Consider the following 20,742-nt stretch of genomic DNA (forward strand, 5'->3'; position numbering starts at 1 on the left):
CTCACAAACCCGAGACGCGCTCGATCGCCTGCTCGAACAGGCCCGCGAGCGCGGGGCCGGCGAGCATCCAGATCGCAACGACCAGGCCGGCGGTCATGAGCGTGATGAGCACCCAGCCGGGCACGTCGCCGCGTTCGTCGTCGGTCACCAGGCGCAGACGCGCGGCGGTGCGGGTGCAGAAGGAGCGGATCATTTCGTGAAGGCCTTTCGTCTAGCCGATTCCGAGTCGGAGCATGAGGATCCCCGGGAACACCGCGAACAGCACGCTGAGGGGAAGGATCAGGAAGACCAACGGGAAGAGCATGTAGATCTCTTTGCGGCCCGCCTGCTCGATGAGGGTGCGCTTGGCGTCTTCGCGCGCGTCGAGCGCCTGCGCATGGAGGACGTCGGCGAGCGGTGCTCCGCGCTCGATCGCGGCGACGACCTGGTCGATCCCGCGCGCCAGCATCGGCACGTCGAGGTCGCGCCCAACACGGGTGAGCGCGTCGGTCAGCGACGACCCTGTGCCGACGGCGACCACCGCGGTGCGCAGTTCGGCGGTCAGCTCGCCCGCCCCGGTGCCCGAGACCCGACGCAGCGCGTCGAAGATCCCCTCACCGGCGGCCAGGCACAGCGCCAGGAACTCGAGCACCGTGGGCAACTCGTCCTGGATTCGCGCGGCGCGCCGACGCGCGGCCTGTGTGAGCACCGCATCGGCGCCAAGGCCCGCGATGACCGCGAACAGCGGCGGCACGAGGATCGCCGCCACCGACGCACGGCCGACGAGCACCAGCACGACCACGAAGACGCCGCCCGTTGCCAGGCCGCCCACCGTCCACATGAGCTGACGTCCGCGGAAGGCCGTGGCATCCATCGTCCACCCGGCCTGGCGGAGCCGTCGATCGATCGCGGCGGAGCCGCCGAGCTTCGCGGCCCACCCGTCCCGGGTCGCACGCAAGAGCGATCGCAGATCGAACGACGCCGGCGGCGGGGGCGTCGCGATTCCCCGCGGGTCGGTGATGTCGCGCAGGTACGGGGCGATCCGGCGGCTGAGGGAAGGAGCACCCCAACGCGGTGCGACCGACAGGAGCAGGCAGATCCCCACGCCGAGCGCGCCGCCGAGGATGACCGCGAGCGCGGCCGCGGTGGGAGCGAACGTCATCCGAACCACCGCCTCGGTTCGGGCAGGCGCCCCACCCGCATCATGAGCCGGTACGCCACGAACGACACCACCGCACCCACGAGGATGACCGCCACGCCCTCGGGACTCCCGTACGCGCGAGCGCCCTCCGGACGCAGGGCGAGCAGGGCGAGGATCACCCACGGCGCGGCCACGCCCAGCACCGCCGCGCCACGGATCCAGGACTGGCGCGCCTCGACCTCGGCGCGAAGGGTCGCATCCGCGCGCACCGATGCGGCCAGCGACCTCAGCACGGGCGTGAGCTCGGTGCCGCCGACCTGACGCGCCATGCGCAGGGTCTCGATGATCCGGTCGCCGACGGGGTCGCCGAGAGCCGTCTTGAGCCGCTGCGCGCTCGAGTCGAAGTGCCCCGACGCCGCCAGGTCATGCGCGAAGTGCTGGAACGGCGGCCGCAGAGCTGCCGGGGCCGACACTGCGAGGCTCGCGACCGCGTCGGGCAGAGACATCCCGGCACGAACCGATGCGATGAGCAGATCGCAGACGTCGGGCCAGAGGCCGCGCCGCGACCGCATGAGACGAGACGCCCGCGCGCGCAGCCACACGATCGGGGCTGATGCCCCGGCGACCGCGGCGACGAGAACGAGCGCCCCCACCCCGGTGACGAGCCACGCGAGCGCCGCAGCGAACACGGCGCCGGCTGCGCAACCGATCATCACCGACATCGGCGCGACGCGCGAGAGACCGGCCGTTTCGAGCAGGCGCAGAACGATGCCCGGTTCCGGCGCCTCGACTCGCTCGCGCGCAGGCCACAGCCACGGCGAGACGACGAGCAGGATGCCGACCGCGAGGGTCGCGCCCCAGACGAGGGTCATGCCGCCGGCTCCGCGTGCATCCGGGCGCTGGACCCGTGCGCGCCGGGCGCGTCGGCCGAATACAGCGTGCGCGCCTCGATCACGTCATCGACGACCCCGGCCGGCTCGACGATCTCTGCCACGCGACGCCGGCCCGCGGCATCCCGTTCGCAATGGACCACGAGATCGACCGTGCTCGCCACCGCGGGCCGCACGAAGCCCGCGTCGATATTGCGTCCGGCCAGGAGCGGCAGTGCCGCGAGCTTCGCGAGCGCGTCGCGCGCCGAGTTGGCATGGATCGTCGCCGCCCCCGGCACGCCGGTGTTCAGCGCCAGCAGCAGGTCGAGCGCCTCGGCGTCGCGCACCTCGCCGACCACGAGGCGGTCGGGCCGCATGCGCAGCGCTTCTTTCACCAGGCGTCGCAGGGTGACTTCGCCCGTACCTTCGAGACTCGGCTGACGACCCTGCATCGCCACGAGGTCCGGGGAGTCGACGGACAGCTCGAAGGTCTCTTCAACCGTCACGATCCGCTGGCCCGGCGCGCACGCTGCGAGCAGGGCGCCCAGCAGGGTCGTCTTTCCTGCATGCGTCGCCCCCGACACCAGGATGCTGCGACCTGACACCATCGCCTCGTGAAGCAACGTCGCCGCCTCGGGGGCGAGCGATCCACGCCTGACGAGACTGGCCAGATCCCCGAACGACGGCAGAAACTTGCGGATGTTCACGGCCCAGTGCCGGCGGGTGATGTCGGGGATGACGACGTGCAGCCGCGACCCGTCGGGAAGCGACGCGTCCACGAAGGGCTGGCTCAGATCGACGCGCCGGCCCGTGGAGTGAAGCATCCGCTCGACCAGGTCGCGCACGGCGCCATCGGTGAGGACGATCGGCAGGCGTTCCGACACTCCGCCGCGGGCGACGTACACGCGGTCGGGAGCGTTGATCCACAACTCCTCAACCGTCGGGTCGTCGAGGTACGCCTGCAGTGGGCCGTAACCGGCGACCGTCGCCAAGACATCGCGCACGCACGCCGTCTCGTCGTCGACGGTGGCAAGCCCCCGCGCAAGGGCGAAGTCGTTGTGCCGCCTGACCTCTGCCCGAGCGATCTGCGCCGCGAACTCTGGATCGCGCGCGGGGTCGGCGCGCTCGGCGCGCAGCCGCTCCCGGACGCGCTCCACGACCACGGCGGGGGCAGCGGCGGAAGTCACACGAGAATCCTCGCAAGACCGCACCGAGGCATCCGAAAGTTATCCACAGCCGGGCGCGCGCGACGGGAGAAGCGGGACGGACGCTTCAGGTCGCCGCAACCGACCGTGATGCTCTTCAGCGGGAGCTGCTCCGCGCAGACCCGGTCGATACGCTGCCGCGGGATCGGTTCACACAGGAGCTGCCCGCGCGCGCTTCACATCGGGATCCCGCGGTTCCAACCGGGCCTTCGGATGAGTCGCTCATCGTTCTTGCGCTCGCGACACTCGTCCGCGAACTCGGTGGCCGCCTCGGAATCCGCGAGGAAGCGCTCGTAGTCATCAGGAGCCAACTCGTAGTACTCCTCGTAGTCGGCGATGCCGTTGGCGACCGGGATCGCGAGATACCTCTTGCCGGTCTCCTGCTCTCTTCCGAGCCAATAGCGCCCCTCGCGAGAGAAGTGGGCAGGTGCGAACTCCATGATGATCCTTTCGAACCGGGAGAACGGGGACCGAGAACTCCGACTCGAAGACGTCGAGGGGCCCGCCATTGACGACGGATCTGACCTCGAAGAGCGTCGGTCGGCCGGTTGCATCTGACGCGACGAGCACGTCGATGATCACGGTACCGGGTGGCTCGGACAGCAAGGCGCGCGCGCTCGTGTCTGCACCGACGGTCACACGATCGCACCCTAGCTCCGAGACGTGCACCAATTGCTTGGACCATCCGTCTCGTGCGGTCGTCAGAACAGCTTGGGAGCGCGGTCACCGAGCCAGTACTCGATCCCGCGCTCAGGAATCTTGTCCAGGTCGTTCGCGTAGATGAGATCCCTCGAAAGCTGTACGTCCAGCTTCCTCGTGGCGGGCTCGTAGTAGATCTTGTACTCGGTCGGCGCGGGCACGTTCTCCTCAGCGAACTGGCGTTCAGCGCGGAGCAAGTCCTCGAACTGAAAGTCGTGCAACTGCCCAACTCGCTCCGAAGACGTCTTCGCGCCAACGAGGTCGTCGGGAAAGGTCACGATGCCGTCTTGCTCGTAATACACGTTCGCGAAGATCGACCCTCTTTCCGAGGAGACGTAGATGTACAGCGCCGACACGCCGGGGGCGCCGGCCGCGAACTCAAGGCCCAGCGACACCCAGGAGGAGACGAGATCGTGGAGGATCGCTTGTTCGCTCATCGCGATGTCTTTTCCCATCAGTTCAGCAGCAACCTGTCCATTCGGCGACCGCCCACTTCGGAGATCACGTTGAATCGCGTGGGACGGCCGGTGCTCGGATCGGTGACGATCCTCACGTCCACCGACACCCTAACCGGCGGGTCCGACACCAGAGCTGCGGCCCACTGATTCTCGAGCCTGCGGTACTCGCCGAGGTTAACAGTGGACAGCTGACTGACGAGATTGTCGAGCTTCGGGGAGCCGCCGAAACGGTCCGCAGCTAAGTGGCCGGCATGGTCGCCGGGAAGCTTGCCAGGCGTGGCCGAGTCATGGTCGAGGCGGCCGTCGTGGGTCTTGAGCTGCAGGTCGTCGGTGATCCAGCGGTCAATGTGACCGTTGGCGTCGGTGTGGTAGAGGTACTCGTGCTCACCGGTCTGGTACCACACGTTGGGCTCGAGGGAGCCGTCCGCGCGCAGGTGCGAGCCGTCCCGAACCACTGGCTGGTCGCCGATCACTTCGGCGACCGAAGCCGGCTGCCACGGCGCCGGCGCGTCGGGACCGAAACGACCGCCCTGCCCGCCAAGGTCCAAATCCAGGCGCGGGCTGTCGATCACCGGAGCCACGGAGTCCATTCGCGCTGGCGTGAGGTCGACGTGTCCGGACGGGTCCACGCGCTGCGCAAACCCATCGATCTGCCCGATCCCGCCGAACGCGGGCTGTGCGACGCCCAGCCGCGTAGAGAGGTCATCGACGGCGGCCTGCGTGCGGGCGAGCAGGTTGTCGACGCTGGTGCCCGTTGCCTGGCGGACTGTGGTCGCCAATTCCCGCATTGCGTCGCCGACTTTGACGCTGCCGGACCCGACGGCACCGGCAGCCGATTTGATCGGCTGCGTCAGCGACTCCACCACCCGACTGCTCAGGCCGAGGCGCTCGGCGACGGACCCCACCGCGCCCGACTTGAGAAGTGCGGACCCGCCCTTGACGGGCAACAGCAGCGTGGCGATGTTGAAGACAAGGCTGCCTGTTGCCTGAGCCCCGTTGGTGTTCCACTCTTCCTCGGAGCCGACGAACCCGTCCGCGAGGGCGTTCAGCCGCGGGACAGTCCACTCCTGCGTCTCGAGCAGCCACGAGTAGTACCCAGGATCGAGAGTGTCTTCCGCACCGTCCCAGCCTTGTGCGTTGACAACCACGAGCCCAGGGGTGCGTATGAGCCCGATGCCCAACGCGCCCAAACCCTCGCCGAGAACGGTCCAGGCGGCACCGGCGGCGTCGGGGTCGTACAACCAGCCAGCCGTCATGACCCACAAGCCGCTGATTGCCTCGCCGGCGGCATTGCCCATGCCACCCCAGAACCCTTCATTGCACGTGGTGGCCTTCGGCCCGGCTTCACCCCACGGCAGGCCCGATGTCGCGTTGAGCTGATCAGCGGTGACTGGTTCCACCGGCGCAAGGCACAGTTGGATGTGCTTGCGGACACTGCTCTGGAACGCGCCGCCTGCAGTGAGGATTGCGGCGACAGCGGTGTTAACCCGGTTGAGCAGTTCGGTGTTGACGTCCACGGATGGTCCGTGGTTTTGCCACGGGATGGTGGTCGGTCCCAGCTGTCCCCTCCACGCGGCAGCGACCGGACCGTCCGCCAGAACGGGGTGCCCTGACTCCCACGGCCAGACGGTCACGCCGCCTGAGACAGCGTCGACGAAGTCCCGGGCGTCGGCGCGGACGATCTTGAGCGCTTCGACATGGGGCCTTACGTCGGCGGCGAGAGTGCGCGCGGCTTCGCCGAACCCTTTCAGCAGCGCCGCGTAGGTCGTCGCGTCGGTACCGGCCGGAATGATCGCCGCCAGTAATGCGGGCGCCTCCGGTGCGTTGAAGACCGCCGACAGTGGTTGCCAGGATTCCTGAACTCGGGCGGAGGCGACCTCGATGCTGCTCGCGGTGGTGCACAGCTTGGTGCCGGCGTCTTCGATGCTGCCGCAGTCGATGTCGGCTCCAGGGATCGCCTCGGGGTCGATCTGCGCGAGACTCACGGCTGGAGGCCCAGTGGCCCGAGATCTCCCGTGGCGGCGCAGCCGAGGGCAGTGGAGATCGTGGTGGCGGCCATCTCCTCGTCACCGGCCACGTACGCGGCGGTCGCGGAGGAAGCACCAGCAGCGCACGCGGTGATGCGGCTGTTCGCTTGCACCATGAGCGCCGAGTTCTCGATCAGAGCCGTGCTCAGGTCGCCAGCAGCGCCCACGAGGAGCGTCCCCGTCGCGCCGGCGAACGTCTCGAACGCATCACCCACCCCGGCGGCGGCCCTTAGCAGCGACTCTTGCTCGGTCTCCACCCGAGTGAGTATGCGCAGCACGCCGGCCGGATCAATCGACCACGAAGACATCACACCTCCTGCGCCACCGAGCCTACGACGCGAAGTGCCTCGATAATCAACCCGGTCCGCGCGTCGGTGGACAGTTCGTAAGCCTCCGCAACCCAGGTTCCGCCGCTGAGCTCGTCGGGCAAAGATGGTCAGAACAGCAGGAGTTCCTCGCCCTCGCCGGTAGAGATCGTGACGCTCGGGCCGCCGGCGGCGACCACCACCAGCGCTTCGTCGACCGTTGCGGCAGCGAGCACCAGTTGACCCAGGCCCAGCGGTGACGCGGTGCGAATGAGGTGTTCACTCGGCATCTGGCGTGGCTCCAAGTCCTCGGGCGAGCAAGTCCGGGTCGACCCCGCGCAGCAACATGGCCAAGTCGGCGTCGCTGGATGCGGTCGTATCTACGAGCAGTGTGCGCATCCGCGGCCGACTGCCGACCCATTCGACCTGTGCGATCTGCGGGTCCGGGCTCCACGGTGAACGGCGCAGTGCGCGCGGCCCCACCACCGCGGCGAGTGGCCGCAGGCCTGCAGCGAGCTCTGGCCCGACGCTGGCGTCGTCGCCCGCCGCGCACGCCCACGCGGTGCCCAGGAGAACGTCTTGCCGCGTGGCGATAACACGCAACGCTGCCACCGCGTCTGGTGCGGAAGCGCTCGGGAGAACGAACTTCCACTCCTCGAACACGCCCGAATCGGTCCTCCGAACCAATCCGGCCGCGCCGCCAGCTTCTGACCGAGCGAAGAACCTCGTCGGACGAGGCACCCTGCGGCGGGCCACCTCCGTCAGCGCACGCGAATCCCACGCGCGCGTGACGGGCTCGGACAGCCCCCAGCCTGCATCTTCGCCCAGCACCGCCTCGACCGGTCGGCCGATCACGGCGCCGGCGTCCGCCCGATGGTGAACAGACACAGAAATCTGCGCAGCGTCCAGCACGCGGCCCGTCCAGCCGTCGTACTGAGGCGACCCACCCGACACGGCAGCCGGGTCGAGCGGGTTCCATCGATCTGGAAGCTTGACGGGGTCGCCGTTGAGTCGCCTCAGCCGAGAACCGTCATCCATCAACCAGTCGCCGCGCGTGGCCCGCAGCGCTGTCAGCATGCCGACCGATACGCGCGACGAGGGTGGGGTGATCAGGAACGGTCGAAGTCCGTCGCGCAGAACTGACGCAACCCAGTCGCTGCGTCCCCGCGTCAACTGCGCCACGGTGGCGCCCGACCAGGTCAGCGCCGTGTTTCCCCATCGCGCACGCGTCAGCGGATGAGTCCGTCCGCCGTGATTACGATCAGCCGGCGTCATCGACGCCGCCGTACCGGACCACGATGTCACACCGCAGGCGACCGTCGCCAAGACATCGCGCACGCACGCCGTCTCGTCGTCGACGGTGGCAAGCCCCCGCGCAAGGGCGAAGTCGTTGTGCCGCCTGACCTCTGCCCGAGCGATCTGCGCCGCGAACTCTGGATCGCGCGCGGGGTCGGCGCGCTCGGCGCGCAGCCGCTCCCGGACACGCTCCACGACCACGGCGGGGGCAGCGGCGGAAGTCACACGAGAATCCTCGCAAGACCGCACCGAGGCATCCGAAAGTTATCCACAGCCGAGCCAATAGCGCCCCTCGCGAGAGAAGTGGGCAGGTGCGAACTCCATGATGATCCTTTCGAACCGGGAGAACGGGGACCGAGAACTCCGACTCGAAGACGCCGCCACCGTCGATCACGGTTTCCGAGAAGACGGTCGCAACGGGGAACCTGGCCCCGGAGTTGTCGACGGAGACCCGCGCACCGCCTCGCCGCCCAGGAACGGGGGGTTATCCTCCCTCTCCGCCACCCGGCGGGGTCAGTAGACTGAATCTACTCGCGGGAGTGGTGAAACTGGCAGACACGCAGGATTTAGGTTCCTGTGCCTCCGGGCGTGTGGGTTCAAGTCCCACCTTCCGCACGCTGTTTTGGCCCGGAATTACGCGGGCACAGCCTTGCCGGACTCCTCCGGTGGACACTTCTTGGACACAAGCGCATCGGATCGGGCCTGATCCAGCACTCCCGCAACCTGATCCAAGTCGTCATCAAAGAGGTCCGCGTAGATGTCCAATGTCATGGCCGCAGACTTGTGTCCAAGCATCCGCTGGAGGGCCTTCACGTTCGCCCCGGCGGACACGGCGAGCGACGCGCAGGTGTGGCGGAGGTCGTGCGGGGTGAGTCGGTCCAGGCCCGCTTCGCGCACGGCGAGCGTCCACCACCCGTTGCGATCGTCGCGCAGGTCGGGGATGCCCGCGTGCTTGGTAGCGCCTGGCTCAGGGAAGAGGAGCGCGTCGGCGCTCTTGTTCACGCACGCCTCGGCGATCACCTCCATCAGGAAGGAGGGGAGCGGCACGATACGGTCCTCCCAACTCTTGACCGGGCCAATTTGGATGACGCGCTTGACCGCCGTCGCAGAGCGCTCCACATGCACACGCCGTCGCAGCGGGTTCACGTCGCCCACGCGCAGCTCGGTGGCCTCCCCCCAGCGCAACCCCAGGTAGGCGAGCGTGAGCACGAGCGGGCCACGCGCGCCCGCGGCATCGGCCAGGCGCCCCACCTCCATGTGGCTGAGGTAGCGGTGCCGCTTCTTGGACTTCTTGCGTGGCAGGTTGTCGGTATTGCGGGCCGGGTTCTTCGTGAGGCGGTTCTGCTTCACTGCGGTGTCGAGGATGCCCGCCAGCACGCCGACGGCGCGCAGGACCGTGGTGGCCGAGCGCGGCTTACCCTTCTCAGCCTCGTACTTGTGCGCGGACACCGCCTCGCCCGTCGCCACCTCTGCGATCCACACCTCCACGTCGGAAGAGCGTATGGAGCGGATGGGGACGCCGCCCCAGCGCGGCTCGACGTAGACGCGCCACGAACTCTCGAAGAAGTCGAAACGCTCCTAGGCCGCGCGCCCAGCCCCCTAGCCAACGCGAAACGCCTCGGAGGCAGTGGGGCGTCCGGGACGGGTCTTCAAATAGGGTAGGGCGGGCGGTCCCGATCGACGGGTTGGCGAGGTCGCCCAGGGGTTAGGATCAGGGTGCGGTTCGTGGACACATTTTGGACACATTCACCCCCAGAAACACCTAATTTGACGTAATCCTGCGGGACCCTCCACCCGCGGAATCACGCGGATTTCGGGTGATTCCGGGGCCGGGTTGAGAGTTCAAGTCCCACCTTCCGCACGCGAAGCCGTCTTGGCCGCGACAGCCGACCATACGACCGACGGGAATCTCCTCGTGCATCACATCGCGCTCATCCCCTGGCTCGACCCCGCCGCGATCATCGCCTGGGCTGGTCCGTGGGCACTCGCCGTCGTCTGCTTCATCGTGTTCGCCGAGACGGGCCTGCTGATCGGGTTCCTCCTGCCCGGCGACACGCTGCTCGTCATCTCTGGCCTGCTCTCGCACACCAGCCCGACCCTGCCGCACGGGGCCTTCGGCATCAGCGTGTGGTGGGTCGCACTGCTGATCGGCCTGGCGGCCTTCATCGGCGGGGAGGTCGGCTACCTCATCGGCCACAAGGGCGGTCCCGCGGTCTTCGAACGCAAGGAATCGGGCCTCTTCAGTGTGAAGAACGTCGAACGCACCAACGCGTTCTTCGAGCGCTTCGGCGGCCTGACGGTGATCCTTGCCCGGTTCGTCCCGATCGTCCGCACGTTCGCGCCCGTCGCCGCCGGCATCGGGCACATGAACAAGTGGAAGTACACGCTGTACAACTTCATCGGCGCGCTGCTGTGGGGCTTCGGTCTGACGGTGTTCGGCTATCTGATCGGCTTCATCCCCCCGGTTGCGACATTCGTCGAGAACTACATCGACGTCATCCTGCTGCTCGCCGTCGGCGGAACGGCCGCCGTCACGCTGTGGCACTATCTGCGCGAGCGCAGCAAGGCGAAGAAGGCGGCTGCGGCCGGCGAGGACGTCGTGACCGACCACGCCGAGGCCGAGGCACTCGTCCTGGACCCCGAGGTGTTCGACCGCGGCCGCGAGCCCGGCGACGCGCCCAAGGCCTGAACCAAGAGGCCCGCACGCACTCCGCGCTAGGCCAGCGCACTCCGCGCGAGCAATACTGACAGCTAACCCGACGCGCTCCGCTCGACGTCGCGCCGGGCCCGTCCGGCTCAGCCCGAGAATGCGGTGTCGCACGCGGTCAGGATGTGCGCGAACAGCGCCTCGCTGACGTCGCCGTTCACCACGACGGCGCGGCCAGCACCGCGGCGATCGACGCGTCGACGAGGGGCGCGTTGCTCTCCACCGCGGTGAGGACGAGATTCGGCCGGAATCCCGAGAAGTCCTCGCGGAAAGACAGGACGAGGTCGGCGCCGTCGTACTCGCTCGGCTCGAGCCACCCCGGATGCTCCACCACTGCATGCAGAGTCTGCGCCGAGACGACGGTGACCGCTGGCGGGACGGATGCCTCGGCCCTGCCCATCGAGAACCTCATCGTCGGCCTCCGCCGCCGATCGCTGCGTGTCGGCGGCCATGTCGAGGTCACCGGACTCGTAGAGGTCTACGACGTGCGACCTGGTGTCGGTGACCGTGTTCACCATGCGCCGCATTCCCGCGAGCCGGATCAACAGCGGATCCGCGGCCACCTCGGCGAGCGCTGCGTATGTCTCGGACGCTCGTGCAAGGGTCGCCTGAGCCTCACCGAAGGCGTTTCTCGGCGTCGGTCGCCACCGTGTCGAGCTCCGCGGCGCGGGCATCGGTCGTGCTGCACACCGACCGGGCACCCGGCAGGTCGATGCTCCACGTCACGCGCGCTCCTCGTTCGGCGATGTCGCCGTCCACCCCACCCCGATGCGCGGGACGTTCTCAGGAGGCCTTGGCCGGCTTCTTCTTTGGAGCCGCCTTCTTGGCGGATGCCTCGGCCCGGCTCTTCGCGGGGGCCGCGGCATCCTTCTTTCCCGACGCCGCCCTCTCGCCGCCCTCGCGCGCCGCACGCGACTTCTCGACGCTCGCCCGCAGCGCCGCCATCAGGTCGATGACCTCGCCGCCGGCGTCTTCGTCCTCGTGGTCGCCGAACGTCGCGGCCGTGTCGAGCGCGTCGCCCTGCTCGATCTTCGCCTGCACGAGCGTGCGCAGCTCGGCCTGGTACTCGTCTTCGAACTGCGACGGGTCGAAGTCGCTCGCGAAGCTCTCGACGAGCGATGCCGACAGCTCGAGCTCCTTCGCCGAGATGCGCACCGGCTCATCGAGCGCCGGGAACGCCGCCTCGCGCACCTCGTCGGCCCACAGCAGCGTCTGCAGCACCAGCACGTCGCCGCGCACACGCAACGCGGCGAGCCGCGTCTTCTGCCGGAGCGAGAACCGCACGATCGCGGTGCGGTCGGTCTGCTCGAGCGTCTTGCGCAGGAGGACGTAGGCCTTCGGCGACGCCGAGTCGGGCTCGAGGTAGTAGGCGCGGTCGAGGGTCAGCAGGTCTACCTGCTCGGTCGGCACGAACTCGACGACGTCGATCTCACGGCTGCGCTCGGCGGGGAGCGAGGCGAGGTCCTCCTTGGTCAGCACGACGGTGCGCTCGCCGTCGTCGTAGGCCTTGTCGATGTCTTGGTACGGCACGACTTCGCCGTCGATCTCGCAGATGCGCTGATAGCGGATGCGCCCGCCGTCCTTGGCGTGCACCTGGTGCAGCGGCACGTCGTGATCCTCGGTGGCGGAGTACACCTTGACGGGCACGTTGACCAGCCCGAACGTGAGCGCGCCCTTCCAGATCGACCTCATCGCACCAGTGAACACCAGGCCGCGACACGCGGCCACCCCTTGCGCGATCAGCCGCACTACTGTGTGCCCATGGCGCCCGGCGAGCAGACGGTCACGATTGGCGGCCGCCGCCTGCGCGTCACGAACCTCGACAAGGTGCTTTACCCCGCAACGGGCACCACCAAGGGCGAGGTCATCGACTACTACACGCGCGTCGCCGAGGTGCTGATCCCGCACGTCCTCGGCCGTCCGGTGACGCGCAAGCGCTGGCCTGACGGCGTCGGCACCGAGGCCGATCCGGGCCCGGTGTTCTTCGCGAAGGACCTCGAGCGGGGTGCGCCGTCATGGGTCAAGCGGATGCCGATCCCGCACTCCACCGGAACCAAGGAGTATCCCCTCGTCGGCGACGTGCCCACGCTCGCCTACCTGGCGCAGGTCGCCAGCCTCGAGCTGCACGTCCCCCAGTGGCGCTTCGCGCCCGACGGCTCGCGCGGACCCGCGGACCGGCTCGTACTCGACCTCGACCCCGGGCCGGGCGCGGGCCTGGACGAGTGCGCCGTCGTCGCCGGGTGGGCGCGCGCGATCCTCGACGATATGGGCCTGGAACCCTACCCGGTGACCAGCGGCAGCAAGGGCATCCACCTGTATGCCGCGCTGCCGCCCGGGCAGACGCCGGAGGCGGCATCCGCCCTCGCGAACGAGCTGGCGCGCGCGATCGAGGCCGACCACTCCGACCTCGTCGTCAGCAGCATGAAGAAGACGGAGCGGCCCGGCAAGGTGCTGATCGACTGGAGTCAGAACAACGGCTCGAAGACGACGATCGCGCCGTACTCGCTGCGCGGGCGCCCGCACCCCACGGTGGCCGCTCCGCGCACGTGGGATGAGCTCGTCGAACCCGGCCTTCGCCAGCTGACGTTCACCGAAGTGCTGGAGCGCGTCGCCACCACGGGCGACCCGATGGCTGCGCTCGGCTTTCACGCGGGCGGGCGCGAGGCCGACGCCGGCCCCCTGGCGCCGTACATCGCCAAGCGCAGCGCCGGCCGCACGCCCGAACCGGTTCCCTCGAACCCCCTCGGCGAGGCGCCGTCGACTGAGAAGCCGACGTTCGTGATCCAGGAGCACCACGCGACCGCCCTGCACTGGGACTTCCGTCTCGAGCACGACGGCGTGCTCGTCAGCTGGGCCGTGCCACGCGGGGTGCCGCACTCATACAAGCGCAACAACCTCGCGATCCAGACCGAGGATCACCCGATGGACTACGCGACCTTCGAGGGCACGATCCCCGCCGTCGAGTACGGCGGGGGCAGCGTCACGATCTGGGACGACGGAACCTACGACCTCGAGAAATGGCGCGACGACGAGATCATCGCGACGCTCGAGGGCCGGCCGGGCGGTCCGCTCGGCCGCGTGCGGCTCGCGCTCATCCGCACCGCCGGTGAGGGCGAGAAGTCCTCCTGGCTGCTGCACCGCATGAAGACGGATGCCACGGGGCGGCCCCAGCCGGACGGCGAGCGGGTCTTCGCGAGCGAGCAGGACGACCAGCGACCCAGCGACGCCGACACCGGGGCATCGCCGCACGGCGAGAACCAGGCCCCCGCGGCATCCGCTGCGCCCGTCCCGCCGACCGCGCAGTTCCGGCCCATGCTCGCTACGTCGGCCACGGCGGGCATCGCGCGCGAAGCGGCGCGCCGCTGGTCCTCCGGCGGCGGCGCGTGGGCCGAGGTCAAATGGGACGGCATGCGGGCGCTCGGCTTCTGGGACGGCGAACGCCTGCACCTGCGCGCCCGCAGCGGCAACGACATCACGGCGAAGTACCCCGAGCTCACGCGCGTCGACGCGGGTCTCGGGCCGACGCCCGCGCTCGTCGACGGCGAGATCGTGGCGCTGGACGCACACGGGCGACCCAGCTTTCCGCGCCTGCAGTCGCGCATGAACCTCGCCAAGCCCCGCGAGATCGAGCGCGAGTCCGCGCGCACGCCGGTGCACTACTACCTGTTCGACGTGCTGACACACGGGACGACGGATGCTGCGGCCCTCCCCCTCGCGGAACGTCGGCAGATTCTCGAACCCCTCGCCCATGATGCGATCGCGGCCATCACGGTGCCACCGGTGTTCGACGACGTCGACGAGGCGCTCGCCGCCAGCCGCCGGTTCGGGCTGGAGGGCGTCGTCGTCAAGAACCCGGCGTCACCGTACCGGCGCGGCATCCGGTCGGAGGACTGGCTGAAGGTCAAGCTCACCCGCACGCAGGAGGTCGTGATCGGCGGCATCCGTCCCGGCAAGGGGAATCGCGCCCACCAGATCGGGTCGCTGCTGGTCGGCGTGCCGGACGGCGACGTCCTTCGCTACGCCGGGCGGGTCGGGTCGGGGTTCTCGGACTCGACACTCGCGACGCTGAGCGAGGTGCTGACGCCGCTGCGCAGGGACGTCGACCCATTCGTCGGCGTGCCCGCCGCGGATGCCGCCGACGCCCTGTGGGTGCAGCCGCGGCTCGTCGGCGAGGTCGAGTTCGCCGAGTTCACCCCCGCGGGCATCCTGCGGATGGCGCGCTGGCGGGGCCTCCGACCCGACAAGTCGCCCGCCGAGGTGCGGCGCGAGGACTGAGCCTCTCCGGGTCCGTTCTGAAGACACTGTCGACCGTCATGCCGGAACAGCCAACCGCGCAGAGCCATGGCCGGATCGATCCGGCTTGCGCGTGTCGCAGGCAGCGCGGAACCGATCGCGCCCGGGAACAATCCGAAAACGAGCGCGACCGCGATCGGCGCGGGACCGAGGTGGAGCGGCAGCATCGAGCGCGAGCGGGAGCGCGCCCGCAGCGGCACGGGCCATCCGTGGTTCGGTCTTCACCACGAGCACGGACGGATCGGTGATGCGCAAGCCGTCTCGGGCGTGGTGAGAGACGATCACAGAGGCGGCGACGGCCTCGTGCTTCTCATCCGGGCGGACGATGCCTACGACAGTGAACGGACGGTCCTGGATCCATACGGTGGTTCCAGATCCGCAACTCGACGCCCCGAGCGTCGCCGCGGCGACAGTGCCGAGGAGGACGCTGCGTCGCGCGAGCACCTCGTCGCCCGGGACTGAAGCCCCGCGGCCCCGGCCCGCCCGCGCTACGCGTGGGCCTCGTGCTCGACGTGCCCGGCGGGCTCGAGTTGGAAGGTCGAGTGCTCGACGTCGAAATGGTTCGACAGGCACGACTGCAGCCGCGTCAGGATGCCGGACGCGCGGCCGTCGGCGAGCGCGGCGGCGTCCACCACGACGTGCGCGGTGAATACCGGCGCCCCGCGCGTGAGCTGCCACACGTGCACGTCGTGGACGTCGACGACCCCGTCGGTCGACAGGATGTGATCGCGGATCTCGGCGACGTGCGTGCCCTTGGGCGCCGACTCGGCGAGCACCGACACGACCTCGCGGAGCAGGCCGACCGCGCGCGGGATGATCATCACCGCGATGAACAGCGAGGCGATCGCGTCTACCTGCGTCCACCCGGTCGTGACGATGACGATCGCCGCGACGATCACCGCCGCCGATCCGATCAGGTCTCCGAGCACCTCCAGGTACGCGCCCCGCACGTTGAGATTCGTGCGCTGGGCGGCGCTCAGCAGCCACATCGCGACGCCGTTCGCGACGAGTCCCACGACCGCGACGACGAGCATCAGGGTGCCGGCGACCTCGACCTCGCCCGGTTCGATCAGCCGGCGGACGCCCTCGAACCCGACCCATCCCGCCAGCACGATAAGGATCACGCCGTTCACGAGCGCACCGAGCACCTCGGCGCGCTGATACCCGAAGGTGCGGCGGTCGTTTGCGGGGCGGGATGCCACGATGCTCGCGATCAGGGCGATGACAAGGGCCGCGGCATCCGTGAACATGTGGGCCGCATCGGCCAGCAGCGCGAGGGATCCCGAAATCGCCGCGCCGACGATCTGCACGACCATCACGACGGTCGTGATCGCGAGCGACATCGCCAGCAGGCGCCGGCTGCCGGCACCGCGGATGCCGCCTCCCGGCGTCGGCGCGTGATCGTGCATGACTCCAGGCTAGGCCGATGTGCCGCCCGCGCGGGCTCGGCGCGGGCAGTCGGGAATGAGTCTTGTTCTCACCCGCCACCGTCATCCGGCGTCAGCCCGCCGCCGCGGCCACGACAAAGCCGATCCCGAGCGCGACGAGCCACACCGACCACGCGATGTAGACCCACGGCACGAGCGCGCCGGCGAAGGACCACCCGCGCGATTCGTACGGCCCGACGAACTCGAGCGAGCACACCACGAGAAGTGCGCCGACGACGATCGCCGCGAGCCCGAGCCACCACGTCACCGCGGAGGTCGCCAGGATCGCCGCGCCGGTCAGGACGGTCCACGCGCCGGTGAAGAGGTAGCCGAGGTGCTCTCCGACCGCGACGCCGAGGTAGCGGTGGAACGCCTGGAACACGATGTCGACCGCCTCGCGGCGCGCAGGCGACGCTTCGGACTCGGCGTCGGCCCGCGCAAGGAACGGCACCAGGAACGGCCACCGCACGAGCCCGAGGAACTGGGTGACCGACGCGAGCACGCCGATCACGATCCCCGCGACCACGAGCGCAGCCGGCGCGTCGGCGAAGGCTGCGCCGACGAGCACCGCGGCGGGCGTGAGCAGCACGGCGGTCAGCGCGAACGCCCACCACAGCAGGACGAGCCCCGAGCCCCCGGCGCGGAAGCGCTCGAGAACCTCGCTCGTGGGGCGCCGCAGGATGTCGGGGTAGTCGAAGCGCGCTGCGAGCGCGGCGAAGGCGACGTTGAAGGCGACGGGCAGGACGATCAGCAGGATGCCGGTGGCGGTGAGCTCCACGTCACGCCCCTGTCACGTGTGCCGGGGTGGCCGTCGGCGCCTGCGGGGCCTCGGCCCCCCGCTCGGTGCGGCGCGTGGCACGGCGACCGAGGAGCATCCGCAGCACCACGCCGGTCACCAGGGTGACAAGGGCCGCGCCGCTCGACCCGAACACGGCGTGCCCGCGGTCGATGTCGACGATCACGGCAGAGGTGACGAGCCATCCGATTGCCCAGCAGCCGGCCACGACGAACGCCCAGACGACGCCGGCGCGCACGCCGGCACGAAGGACGAGTCCCTGTGCCGCGCCGACCGCCGCCCCCGTGACCAGACCGGTGAGGACGGCCGCCGTGGGCGTCACCGGCGCGCCGAAGACGAGGAAGGCGACTGCGCTGGCACCGCTCATCGCGACCACGGTGGCGACGAGCCACCGCCATCCGGCGCGGCTGCCGAGGGCGAGCCACTGCGTGCCGCCCACGATAGCGCCCACCACCGCTCCGGCGACGAGCGCGCGCAGCGGATCGAGCGATCCGCCGAGCAGCAGCATCGCGAGCAGGCCCCCGAGCGGGAAGGCGAGGAAAGTGGGCAGCCAGCGAAGCAGGGACATGCTGACTCCGAGGGTTCGAGAGGTTGGTGTACGCTGTACGTTATCGTATAGCGTACGATGTACGCAAGAACTCCTCGAGAAAGGCTCCCCCGAGTGGCCGACGCCCCCTCAGCCCGCACCCGACGCCCCCGCAACTCGCTGAGCGCACCGGCGGTCCTCGACGCCGCCGAGCGCGTCGCGTCAGACGGACTCGACCGCCTCACGATCCGCGCCGTGGCCGACGAACTCGGATCGTCGCCGATGAGCCTCTACCGCTACATCGCGAGCCGCGAGGAACTCGTGGAGGCTCTGCTCAACCGCGTGCTGGAGCGCATGGAGGCTGCCGCGCCGACTGCCGACCCGTTGGCCGACCTGCGCGGCTTCGCCCGGCGCCATCTCGAGCTTCTCCTCGCGCACGCCTGGGCGGTTCCGGGACTCATCGCGCATCCCGCTCCAGGACCGAACGCCGTCCCGATCGGCGAGCAGGCGCTCGAGATCCTCTATCGGCTCGGGGCGCGCGGCGACCACGCGGTCGCCCTCTTCAGCGGCATCGTCGCCCTGAACTACGGCTGGGCGTCGTTCGCGATCGCGCGACGCGCCGCCGAAGCGCAACCGAGCCTCGACCGCATCGCCGGTGAGCCCGACGCGCGGTTCCCTCGAACGGCCGCGGTCGCGGTCGCAATGCTCCGCTTCGGCGCGGAGGAGCACTATGACCTCGTGCTCGGCGACCTCCTGGCCGGGATCGCGGCCAATCGCGTCGGCTAGATCGTCCCGAGCAGGGGTGCGAGCGCGACGAACGCGCGAGCGCGATGGGAGTCCGCGTTCTTCTCGGCGACCGACCACTCCCCGACCGTGCGCTCCGCGCCCGCGGGCTGCCCGTCCGGAATGAAGATCGGGTCGTAGCCGAACCCTCCCCCGCCTGAGGCGGCGGCCGCGAGCCGTCCGGTCCAGCGCCCCTCGACGACGTGCTCTGCCTGATCGCCGGCGGCGGGAACGACGAGCGCGATCGTCGACACGAACTGCGCCGTGCGAAGCGGGTCACGGATGTCGGAGAGCTGGTCGAGCAGCAGGCTCAGATTGGCGGAGGCATCCTTCGCATGTCCCGCCCAGTACGCCGAGAAGACGCCGGGCGCACCGCCGAGCACGTCGACGCAGATGCCGGAGTCGTCCGCGAGCGCGGGAAGACCCGTGTGCGCGGCAGCCGCACGCGCCTTGATGAGGGCGTTCTCGGCGAAGGTCACGCCGTCCTCGACGGGCTCGGGGCCGTCGTAGCCGATCACCTCGAGGTCGGGGCGCGTCGCGGCGACGATCGCCTGGAACTCCTCGACCTTGTGGGGGTTGTGCGTGGCGAGGACGATGCGGCCGGTCACGCCGGGTCCGCCGGCGTCAGGGCGGCGAGCTGGTGCTCGCGCAGGTCGGCGCATCCGGCCAGTCCCAGCTCGAGCAGCGCGTCGAGCTCGCGCTTGTCGAACGGCGCGCCCTCGGCCGTGCCCTGCACTTCGACGAAGAGGCCGCGGCCGGTCACGACGACGTTCATGTCGGTCTCGGCGCGCACGTCCTCGACGTAGGCGAGGTCGAGCATCGGCTCGCCGTCGATGATGCCGACCGACACGGCGGCGACCGAGTCGATGAGCGGCGTGGAGCGCTGCCCGATGAACTTCTTCTCGCGACCCCACTCGATCGCGTCGGCGAGCGCGACGTAGGCGCCCGTGATCGCCGCGGTGCGGGTGCCGCCGTCGGCCTGCAGCACGTCGCAGTCGATGACGATCGTGTTCTCGCCGAGGGCCTTCGTGTCGACGACCGCACGCAGCGCGCGGCCGATCAGGCGCGAGATCTCGTGCGTGCGCCCGCCGACGCGGCCCTTGATGCTCTCGCGGTCGTTGCGGGTGTTGGTCGCGCGGGGAAGCATCGCGTACTCGGCGGTCACCCAGCCTTTGCCCTTGCCGACGAGCCAGCGCGGCACGCCGTTCGTGAACGAGGCGGTGCACAGCACCTTCGTGCCGCCGAACGAGATGAGCGCTGACCCCTCGGCCTGCGCGCTCCACCCCCGCTCGATCGTGATGGTGCGCAGCTGGTCTGCGGTGCGCCCGTCGGCACGGATGATGTCGGTCATGAAGATCCCTTCAGGATGTCGATAGCGCCGGTCTGCACGAGACGCACGGCCGAGACCTCGCGTCCCATCAGGCGATGGGCAAGGTCGAGGAACTCGTCGGCGGAAGCGCCGGTCGCCTCGTAGACGTGGTGGGGCGCGGCATCCGGACCGGCGAGCAGGTCGCGGGAGACCAGCTGACGGTAGACGTCCTTCGCCGTCTCGGTGTCGCTCGACACGAGCGAGACATCCGGGCCCATCACGTAGCTGATCGCGCCCTCGAGGAACGGGTAGTGCGTGCAGCCGAGCACCAGGGTGTCGACGCCCGCGTGCCGCAGCGGCGAGAGGTACTCCTCGGCGACGGCGAGCACCTCGGGGGTGCCGGTGACCCCGGCCTCGACGAACTCGACGAAGCGCGGGCACGCCTGTGCGAAGACCGTGAGGCGCTCGTTGACCTCGAGCATGTCCTGGTAGGCGCCCGAGCCGATCGTGCCGGCCGTGCCGATCACGCCGACCCGGCCGCTGCGGGTGGTCGACATCGCGGTGCGCACCGCGGGCCCGATCACCTCGACGACCGGCACGTCGTAGCGCTCGCGCGCGTCTCGGAGCATCGCGGCGGAGGCCGTGTTGCACGCGATCACGAGCATCTTCACGCCCTGCTCGACGAGCGTGTCGAGCACCTCGAGCGAATAGCGGCGCACGTCGGCGATCGGCTTCGGACCATACGGCGAGCGAGCGGTGTCGCCGATGTACAGCAGCGACTCGCGCGGGAGCATCGCCGAGACGGCACGGGCGACGGTGAGACCGCCGACCCCAGAGTCGAAGATTCCGATCGGCGCGTCGTTCACGATCAACCAGCCTACGCCAGAGCCTTGACGCCCGACCGGCCGACGTCACTAGGCTG

At 69.8% G+C, this 20,742-nt stretch carries 23 protein-coding genes and 1 tRNA gene; 5 read left to right on the forward strand and 19 right to left on the reverse strand.

The genetic code is table 11. The features are described from left to right. Nucleotide 1 precedes the first annotated feature (1 nt). The 10 genes from AB1K54_RS14770 to AB1K54_RS14815 all read right to left on the reverse strand — a co-directional run bounded on the left by AB1K54_RS14770 (nucleotide 2) and on the right by AB1K54_RS14815 (nucleotide 8,204). Nucleotides 2-193 (reverse strand): hypothetical protein, encoded by a 192-nt coding sequence (locus AB1K54_RS14770; protein ID WP_371203519.1) that lies wholly within the window; start codon nucleotides 191-193, stop codon nucleotides 2-4. An 18-nt stretch (nucleotides 194-211) separates the two neighbouring features. After that, nucleotides 212-1,141: a type II secretion system F family protein gene (locus AB1K54_RS14775; RefSeq protein WP_371203520.1), complete on the reverse strand. Its 930-nt coding sequence runs from the start codon at nucleotides 1,139-1,141 to the stop codon at nucleotides 212-214. After that, nucleotides 1,138-1,992, reverse strand: a complete 855-nt coding sequence (locus AB1K54_RS14780) for a type II secretion system F family protein (RefSeq protein ID WP_371203521.1) — start codon at nucleotides 1,990-1,992, stop codon at nucleotides 1,138-1,140. Before AB1K54_RS14780 ends, AB1K54_RS14775 begins: the two co-directional genes overlap by 4 nt. Further along, a complete protein-coding gene (locus tag AB1K54_RS14785; RefSeq protein ID WP_371203522.1) occupies nucleotides 1,989-3,176 on the reverse strand; it encodes a CpaF family protein in 1,188 nt (395 codons plus the stop codon). Before AB1K54_RS14785 ends, AB1K54_RS14780 begins: the two co-directional genes overlap by 4 nt. 194 nt (nucleotides 3,177-3,370) lie before the next feature. Beyond that, the gene (locus AB1K54_RS14790; protein WP_371203523.1) at nucleotides 3,371-3,634 is read right to left on the reverse strand and encodes a hypothetical protein; all 264 of its coding nucleotides are present in this window, start codon (nucleotides 3,632-3,634) and stop codon (nucleotides 3,371-3,373) included. 261 nt (nucleotides 3,635-3,895) lie between these two features. Continuing rightward, entirely contained in the window at nucleotides 3,896-4,348 is a 453-nt protein-coding gene (locus AB1K54_RS14795; RefSeq protein WP_371203524.1) for a hypothetical protein, read from the reverse strand. After that, nucleotides 4,348-6,336, reverse strand: coding sequence for a DNA/RNA non-specific endonuclease (locus AB1K54_RS14800; RefSeq protein WP_371203525.1), 1,989 nt, complete (start codon nucleotides 6,334-6,336; stop codon nucleotides 4,348-4,350). Before AB1K54_RS14800 ends, AB1K54_RS14795 begins: the two co-directional genes overlap by 1 nt. Further along, nucleotides 6,333-6,686 (reverse strand): DUF6507 family protein, encoded by a 354-nt coding sequence (locus AB1K54_RS14805; RefSeq protein WP_371203526.1) that lies wholly within the window; start codon nucleotides 6,684-6,686, stop codon nucleotides 6,333-6,335. Before AB1K54_RS14805 ends, AB1K54_RS14800 begins: the two co-directional genes overlap by 4 nt. Before the next feature lie 128 nt (nucleotides 6,687-6,814). Then, nucleotides 6,815-6,973 (reverse strand): hypothetical protein, encoded by a 159-nt coding sequence (locus AB1K54_RS14810; protein ID WP_371203527.1) that lies wholly within the window; start codon nucleotides 6,971-6,973, stop codon nucleotides 6,815-6,817. Then, complete coding sequence (locus AB1K54_RS14815; protein ID WP_371203528.1) at nucleotides 6,963-8,204, reverse strand: DUF6177 family protein; 1,242 nt, start codon at nucleotides 8,202-8,204, stop codon at nucleotides 6,963-6,965. The genes AB1K54_RS14810 and AB1K54_RS14815 overlap by 11 nt, the downstream gene beginning before the upstream one ends. Before the next feature lie 308 nt (nucleotides 8,205-8,512). On the opposite strand from AB1K54_RS14815, the gene AB1K54_RS14820 reads away from it, so the two are divergent. Then, nucleotides 8,513-8,594: transfer RNA gene (locus AB1K54_RS14820), tRNA-Leu, on the forward strand. An 18-nt stretch (nucleotides 8,595-8,612) separates the two neighbouring features. On the opposite strand, the gene AB1K54_RS14825 is transcribed toward AB1K54_RS14820, so the two are convergent. Beyond that, on the reverse strand, nucleotides 8,613-9,467 hold the full coding sequence (locus tag AB1K54_RS14825) for a tyrosine-type recombinase/integrase (protein WP_371203529.1): 855 nt from the start codon (nucleotides 9,465-9,467) through the stop codon (nucleotides 8,613-8,615). A 427-nt stretch (nucleotides 9,468-9,894) separates the two neighbouring features. Here AB1K54_RS14825 and AB1K54_RS14830 point away from each other — a divergent pair, with 427 nt between their 5' ends. Then, nucleotides 9,895-10,668, forward strand: a complete 774-nt coding sequence (locus AB1K54_RS14830) for a DedA family protein (RefSeq protein WP_371203530.1) — start codon at nucleotides 9,895-9,897, stop codon at nucleotides 10,666-10,668. 175 nt (nucleotides 10,669-10,843) lie between these two features. Here AB1K54_RS14830 and AB1K54_RS14835 read toward each other — a convergent pair whose 3' ends face one another. Both AB1K54_RS14835 and AB1K54_RS14840 read right to left on the reverse strand, forming a co-directional pair. Continuing rightward, on the reverse strand, nucleotides 10,844-11,098 hold the full coding sequence (locus AB1K54_RS14835; RefSeq protein ID WP_371203531.1) for a hypothetical protein: 255 nt from the start codon (nucleotides 11,096-11,098) through the stop codon (nucleotides 10,844-10,846). 371 nt (nucleotides 11,099-11,469) lie between these two features. Beyond that, on the reverse strand, nucleotides 11,470-12,378 hold the full coding sequence (locus AB1K54_RS14840) for a Ku protein (protein WP_371203532.1): 909 nt from the start codon (nucleotides 12,376-12,378) through the stop codon (nucleotides 11,470-11,472). A 69-nt stretch (nucleotides 12,379-12,447) separates the two neighbouring features. On the opposite strand from AB1K54_RS14840, the gene AB1K54_RS14845 reads away from it, so the two are divergent. Together AB1K54_RS14845 and AB1K54_RS14850 are read left to right on the forward strand one after the other, a co-directional pair. Then, a complete protein-coding gene (locus AB1K54_RS14845; RefSeq protein WP_371203533.1) occupies nucleotides 12,448-14,961 on the forward strand; it encodes an ATP-dependent DNA ligase in 2,514 nt (837 codons plus the stop codon). Between the two features lie 66 nt (nucleotides 14,962-15,027). After that, nucleotides 15,028-15,441 carry a hypothetical protein gene (locus AB1K54_RS14850; protein ID WP_371203534.1) on the forward strand — a complete coding sequence of 138 codons (414 nt, stop codon included), beginning with the start codon at nucleotides 15,028-15,030 and terminating at the stop codon, nucleotides 15,439-15,441. 26 nt (nucleotides 15,442-15,467) lie between these two features. On the opposite strand, the gene AB1K54_RS14855 is transcribed toward AB1K54_RS14850, so the two are convergent. The 3 genes from AB1K54_RS14855 to AB1K54_RS14865 form a co-directional block, all read right to left on the reverse strand. Beyond that, a complete protein-coding gene (locus AB1K54_RS14855) occupies nucleotides 15,468-16,388 on the reverse strand; it encodes a cation diffusion facilitator family transporter (RefSeq protein WP_371203535.1) in 921 nt (306 codons plus the stop codon). Between the two features lie 91 nt (nucleotides 16,389-16,479). Further along, nucleotides 16,480-17,184: a DUF4386 domain-containing protein gene (locus tag AB1K54_RS14860; RefSeq protein ID WP_371203536.1), complete on the reverse strand. Its 705-nt coding sequence runs from the start codon at nucleotides 17,182-17,184 to the stop codon at nucleotides 16,480-16,482. 1 nt (nucleotide 17,185) lies between these two features. Continuing rightward, nucleotides 17,186-17,770, reverse strand: a complete 585-nt coding sequence (locus AB1K54_RS14865; protein WP_371203537.1) for a hypothetical protein — start codon at nucleotides 17,768-17,770, stop codon at nucleotides 17,186-17,188. Between the two features lie 93 nt (nucleotides 17,771-17,863). Between AB1K54_RS14865 and AB1K54_RS14870 the strand changes: the two genes are divergently transcribed. After that, nucleotides 17,864-18,514: a TetR/AcrR family transcriptional regulator gene (locus tag AB1K54_RS14870; protein ID WP_371203538.1), complete on the forward strand. Its 651-nt coding sequence runs from the start codon at nucleotides 17,864-17,866 to the stop codon at nucleotides 18,512-18,514. On the opposite strand, the gene rdgB is transcribed toward AB1K54_RS14870, so the two are convergent. The 3 genes from rdgB to murI are packed head-to-tail and all read right to left on the reverse strand — an operon-like array spanning nucleotide 18,511 to nucleotide 20,686. Then, nucleotides 18,511-19,173 carry an RdgB/HAM1 family non-canonical purine NTP pyrophosphatase gene (gene rdgB, locus AB1K54_RS14875; RefSeq protein WP_371203539.1) on the reverse strand — a complete coding sequence of 221 codons (663 nt, stop codon included), beginning with the start codon at nucleotides 19,171-19,173 and terminating at the stop codon, nucleotides 18,511-18,513. The genes AB1K54_RS14870 and rdgB overlap by 4 nt on opposite strands. Further along, nucleotides 19,116-19,862 carry a ribonuclease PH gene (rph, locus tag AB1K54_RS14880; protein WP_371203540.1) on the reverse strand — a complete coding sequence of 249 codons (747 nt, stop codon included), beginning with the start codon at nucleotides 19,860-19,862 and terminating at the stop codon, nucleotides 19,116-19,118. Before rph ends, rdgB begins: the two co-directional genes overlap by 58 nt. After that, nucleotides 19,859-20,686: a glutamate racemase gene (gene murI, locus AB1K54_RS14885; RefSeq protein ID WP_371203541.1), complete on the reverse strand. Its 828-nt coding sequence runs from the start codon at nucleotides 20,684-20,686 to the stop codon at nucleotides 19,859-19,861. The genes rph and murI overlap by 4 nt, the downstream gene beginning before the upstream one ends. Nucleotides 20,687-20,742: the final 56 nt, after the last annotated feature.

This window comes from Microbacterium sp. BWT-B31, assembly GCF_041379855.1.
GTDB lineage: Bacteria > Actinomycetota > Actinomycetes > Actinomycetales > Microbacteriaceae > Microbacterium.

Bases quoted from the DNA above. Each gene is read 5' to 3' on its own strand.
- AB1K54_RS14835 (WP_371203531.1), bottom strand. From the start codon at position 11,098: ATGAGGTTCTCGATGGGCAGGGCCGAGGCATCCGTCCCGCCAGCGGTC.
- rph (WP_371203540.1), bottom strand. From the start codon at position 19,862: ATGACCGACATCATCCGTGCCGACGGGCGCACCGCAGACCAGCTGCGC.
- AB1K54_RS14810 (WP_371203527.1), bottom strand. From the start codon at position 6,973: ATGCCGAGTGAACACCTCATTCGCACCGCGTCACCGCTGGGCCTGGGT.
- AB1K54_RS14850 (WP_371203534.1), top strand. From the start codon at position 15,028: ATGGCCGGATCGATCCGGCTTGCGCGTGTCGCAGGCAGCGCGGAACCG.
- AB1K54_RS14775 (WP_371203520.1), bottom strand. From the start codon at position 1,141: ATGACGTTCGCTCCCACCGCGGCCGCGCTCGCGGTCATCCTCGGCGGC.
- AB1K54_RS14780 (WP_371203521.1), bottom strand. From the start codon at position 1,992: ATGACCCTCGTCTGGGGCGCGACCCTCGCGGTCGGCATCCTGCTCGTC.
- AB1K54_RS14840 (WP_371203532.1), bottom strand. From the start codon at position 12,378: ATGAGGTCGATCTGGAAGGGCGCGCTCACGTTCGGGCTGGTCAACGTG.
- AB1K54_RS14865 (WP_371203537.1), bottom strand. From the start codon at position 17,770: ATGTCCCTGCTTCGCTGGCTGCCCACTTTCCTCGCCTTCCCGCTCGGG.
- AB1K54_RS14795 (WP_371203524.1), bottom strand. From the start codon at position 4,348: ATGGGAAAAGACATCGCGATGAGCGAACAAGCGATCCTCCACGATCTC.
- AB1K54_RS14845 (WP_371203533.1), top strand. From the start codon at position 12,448: ATGGCGCCCGGCGAGCAGACGGTCACGATTGGCGGCCGCCGCCTGCGC.
- AB1K54_RS14855 (WP_371203535.1), bottom strand. From the start codon at position 16,388: ATGCACGATCACGCGCCGACGCCGGGAGGCGGCATCCGCGGTGCCGGC.
- AB1K54_RS14770 (WP_371203519.1), bottom strand. From the start codon at position 193: ATGATCCGCTCCTTCTGCACCCGCACCGCCGCGCGTCTGCGCCTGGTG.
- AB1K54_RS14790 (WP_371203523.1), bottom strand. From the start codon at position 3,634: ATGGAGTTCGCACCTGCCCACTTCTCTCGCGAGGGGCGCTATTGGCTC.
- rdgB (WP_371203539.1), bottom strand. From the start codon at position 19,173: ATGCGCCGACCTGCGCGAGCACCAGCTCGCCGCCCTGACGCCGGCGGA.
- AB1K54_RS14805 (WP_371203526.1), bottom strand. From the start codon at position 6,686: ATGTCTTCGTGGTCGATTGATCCGGCCGGCGTGCTGCGCATACTCACT.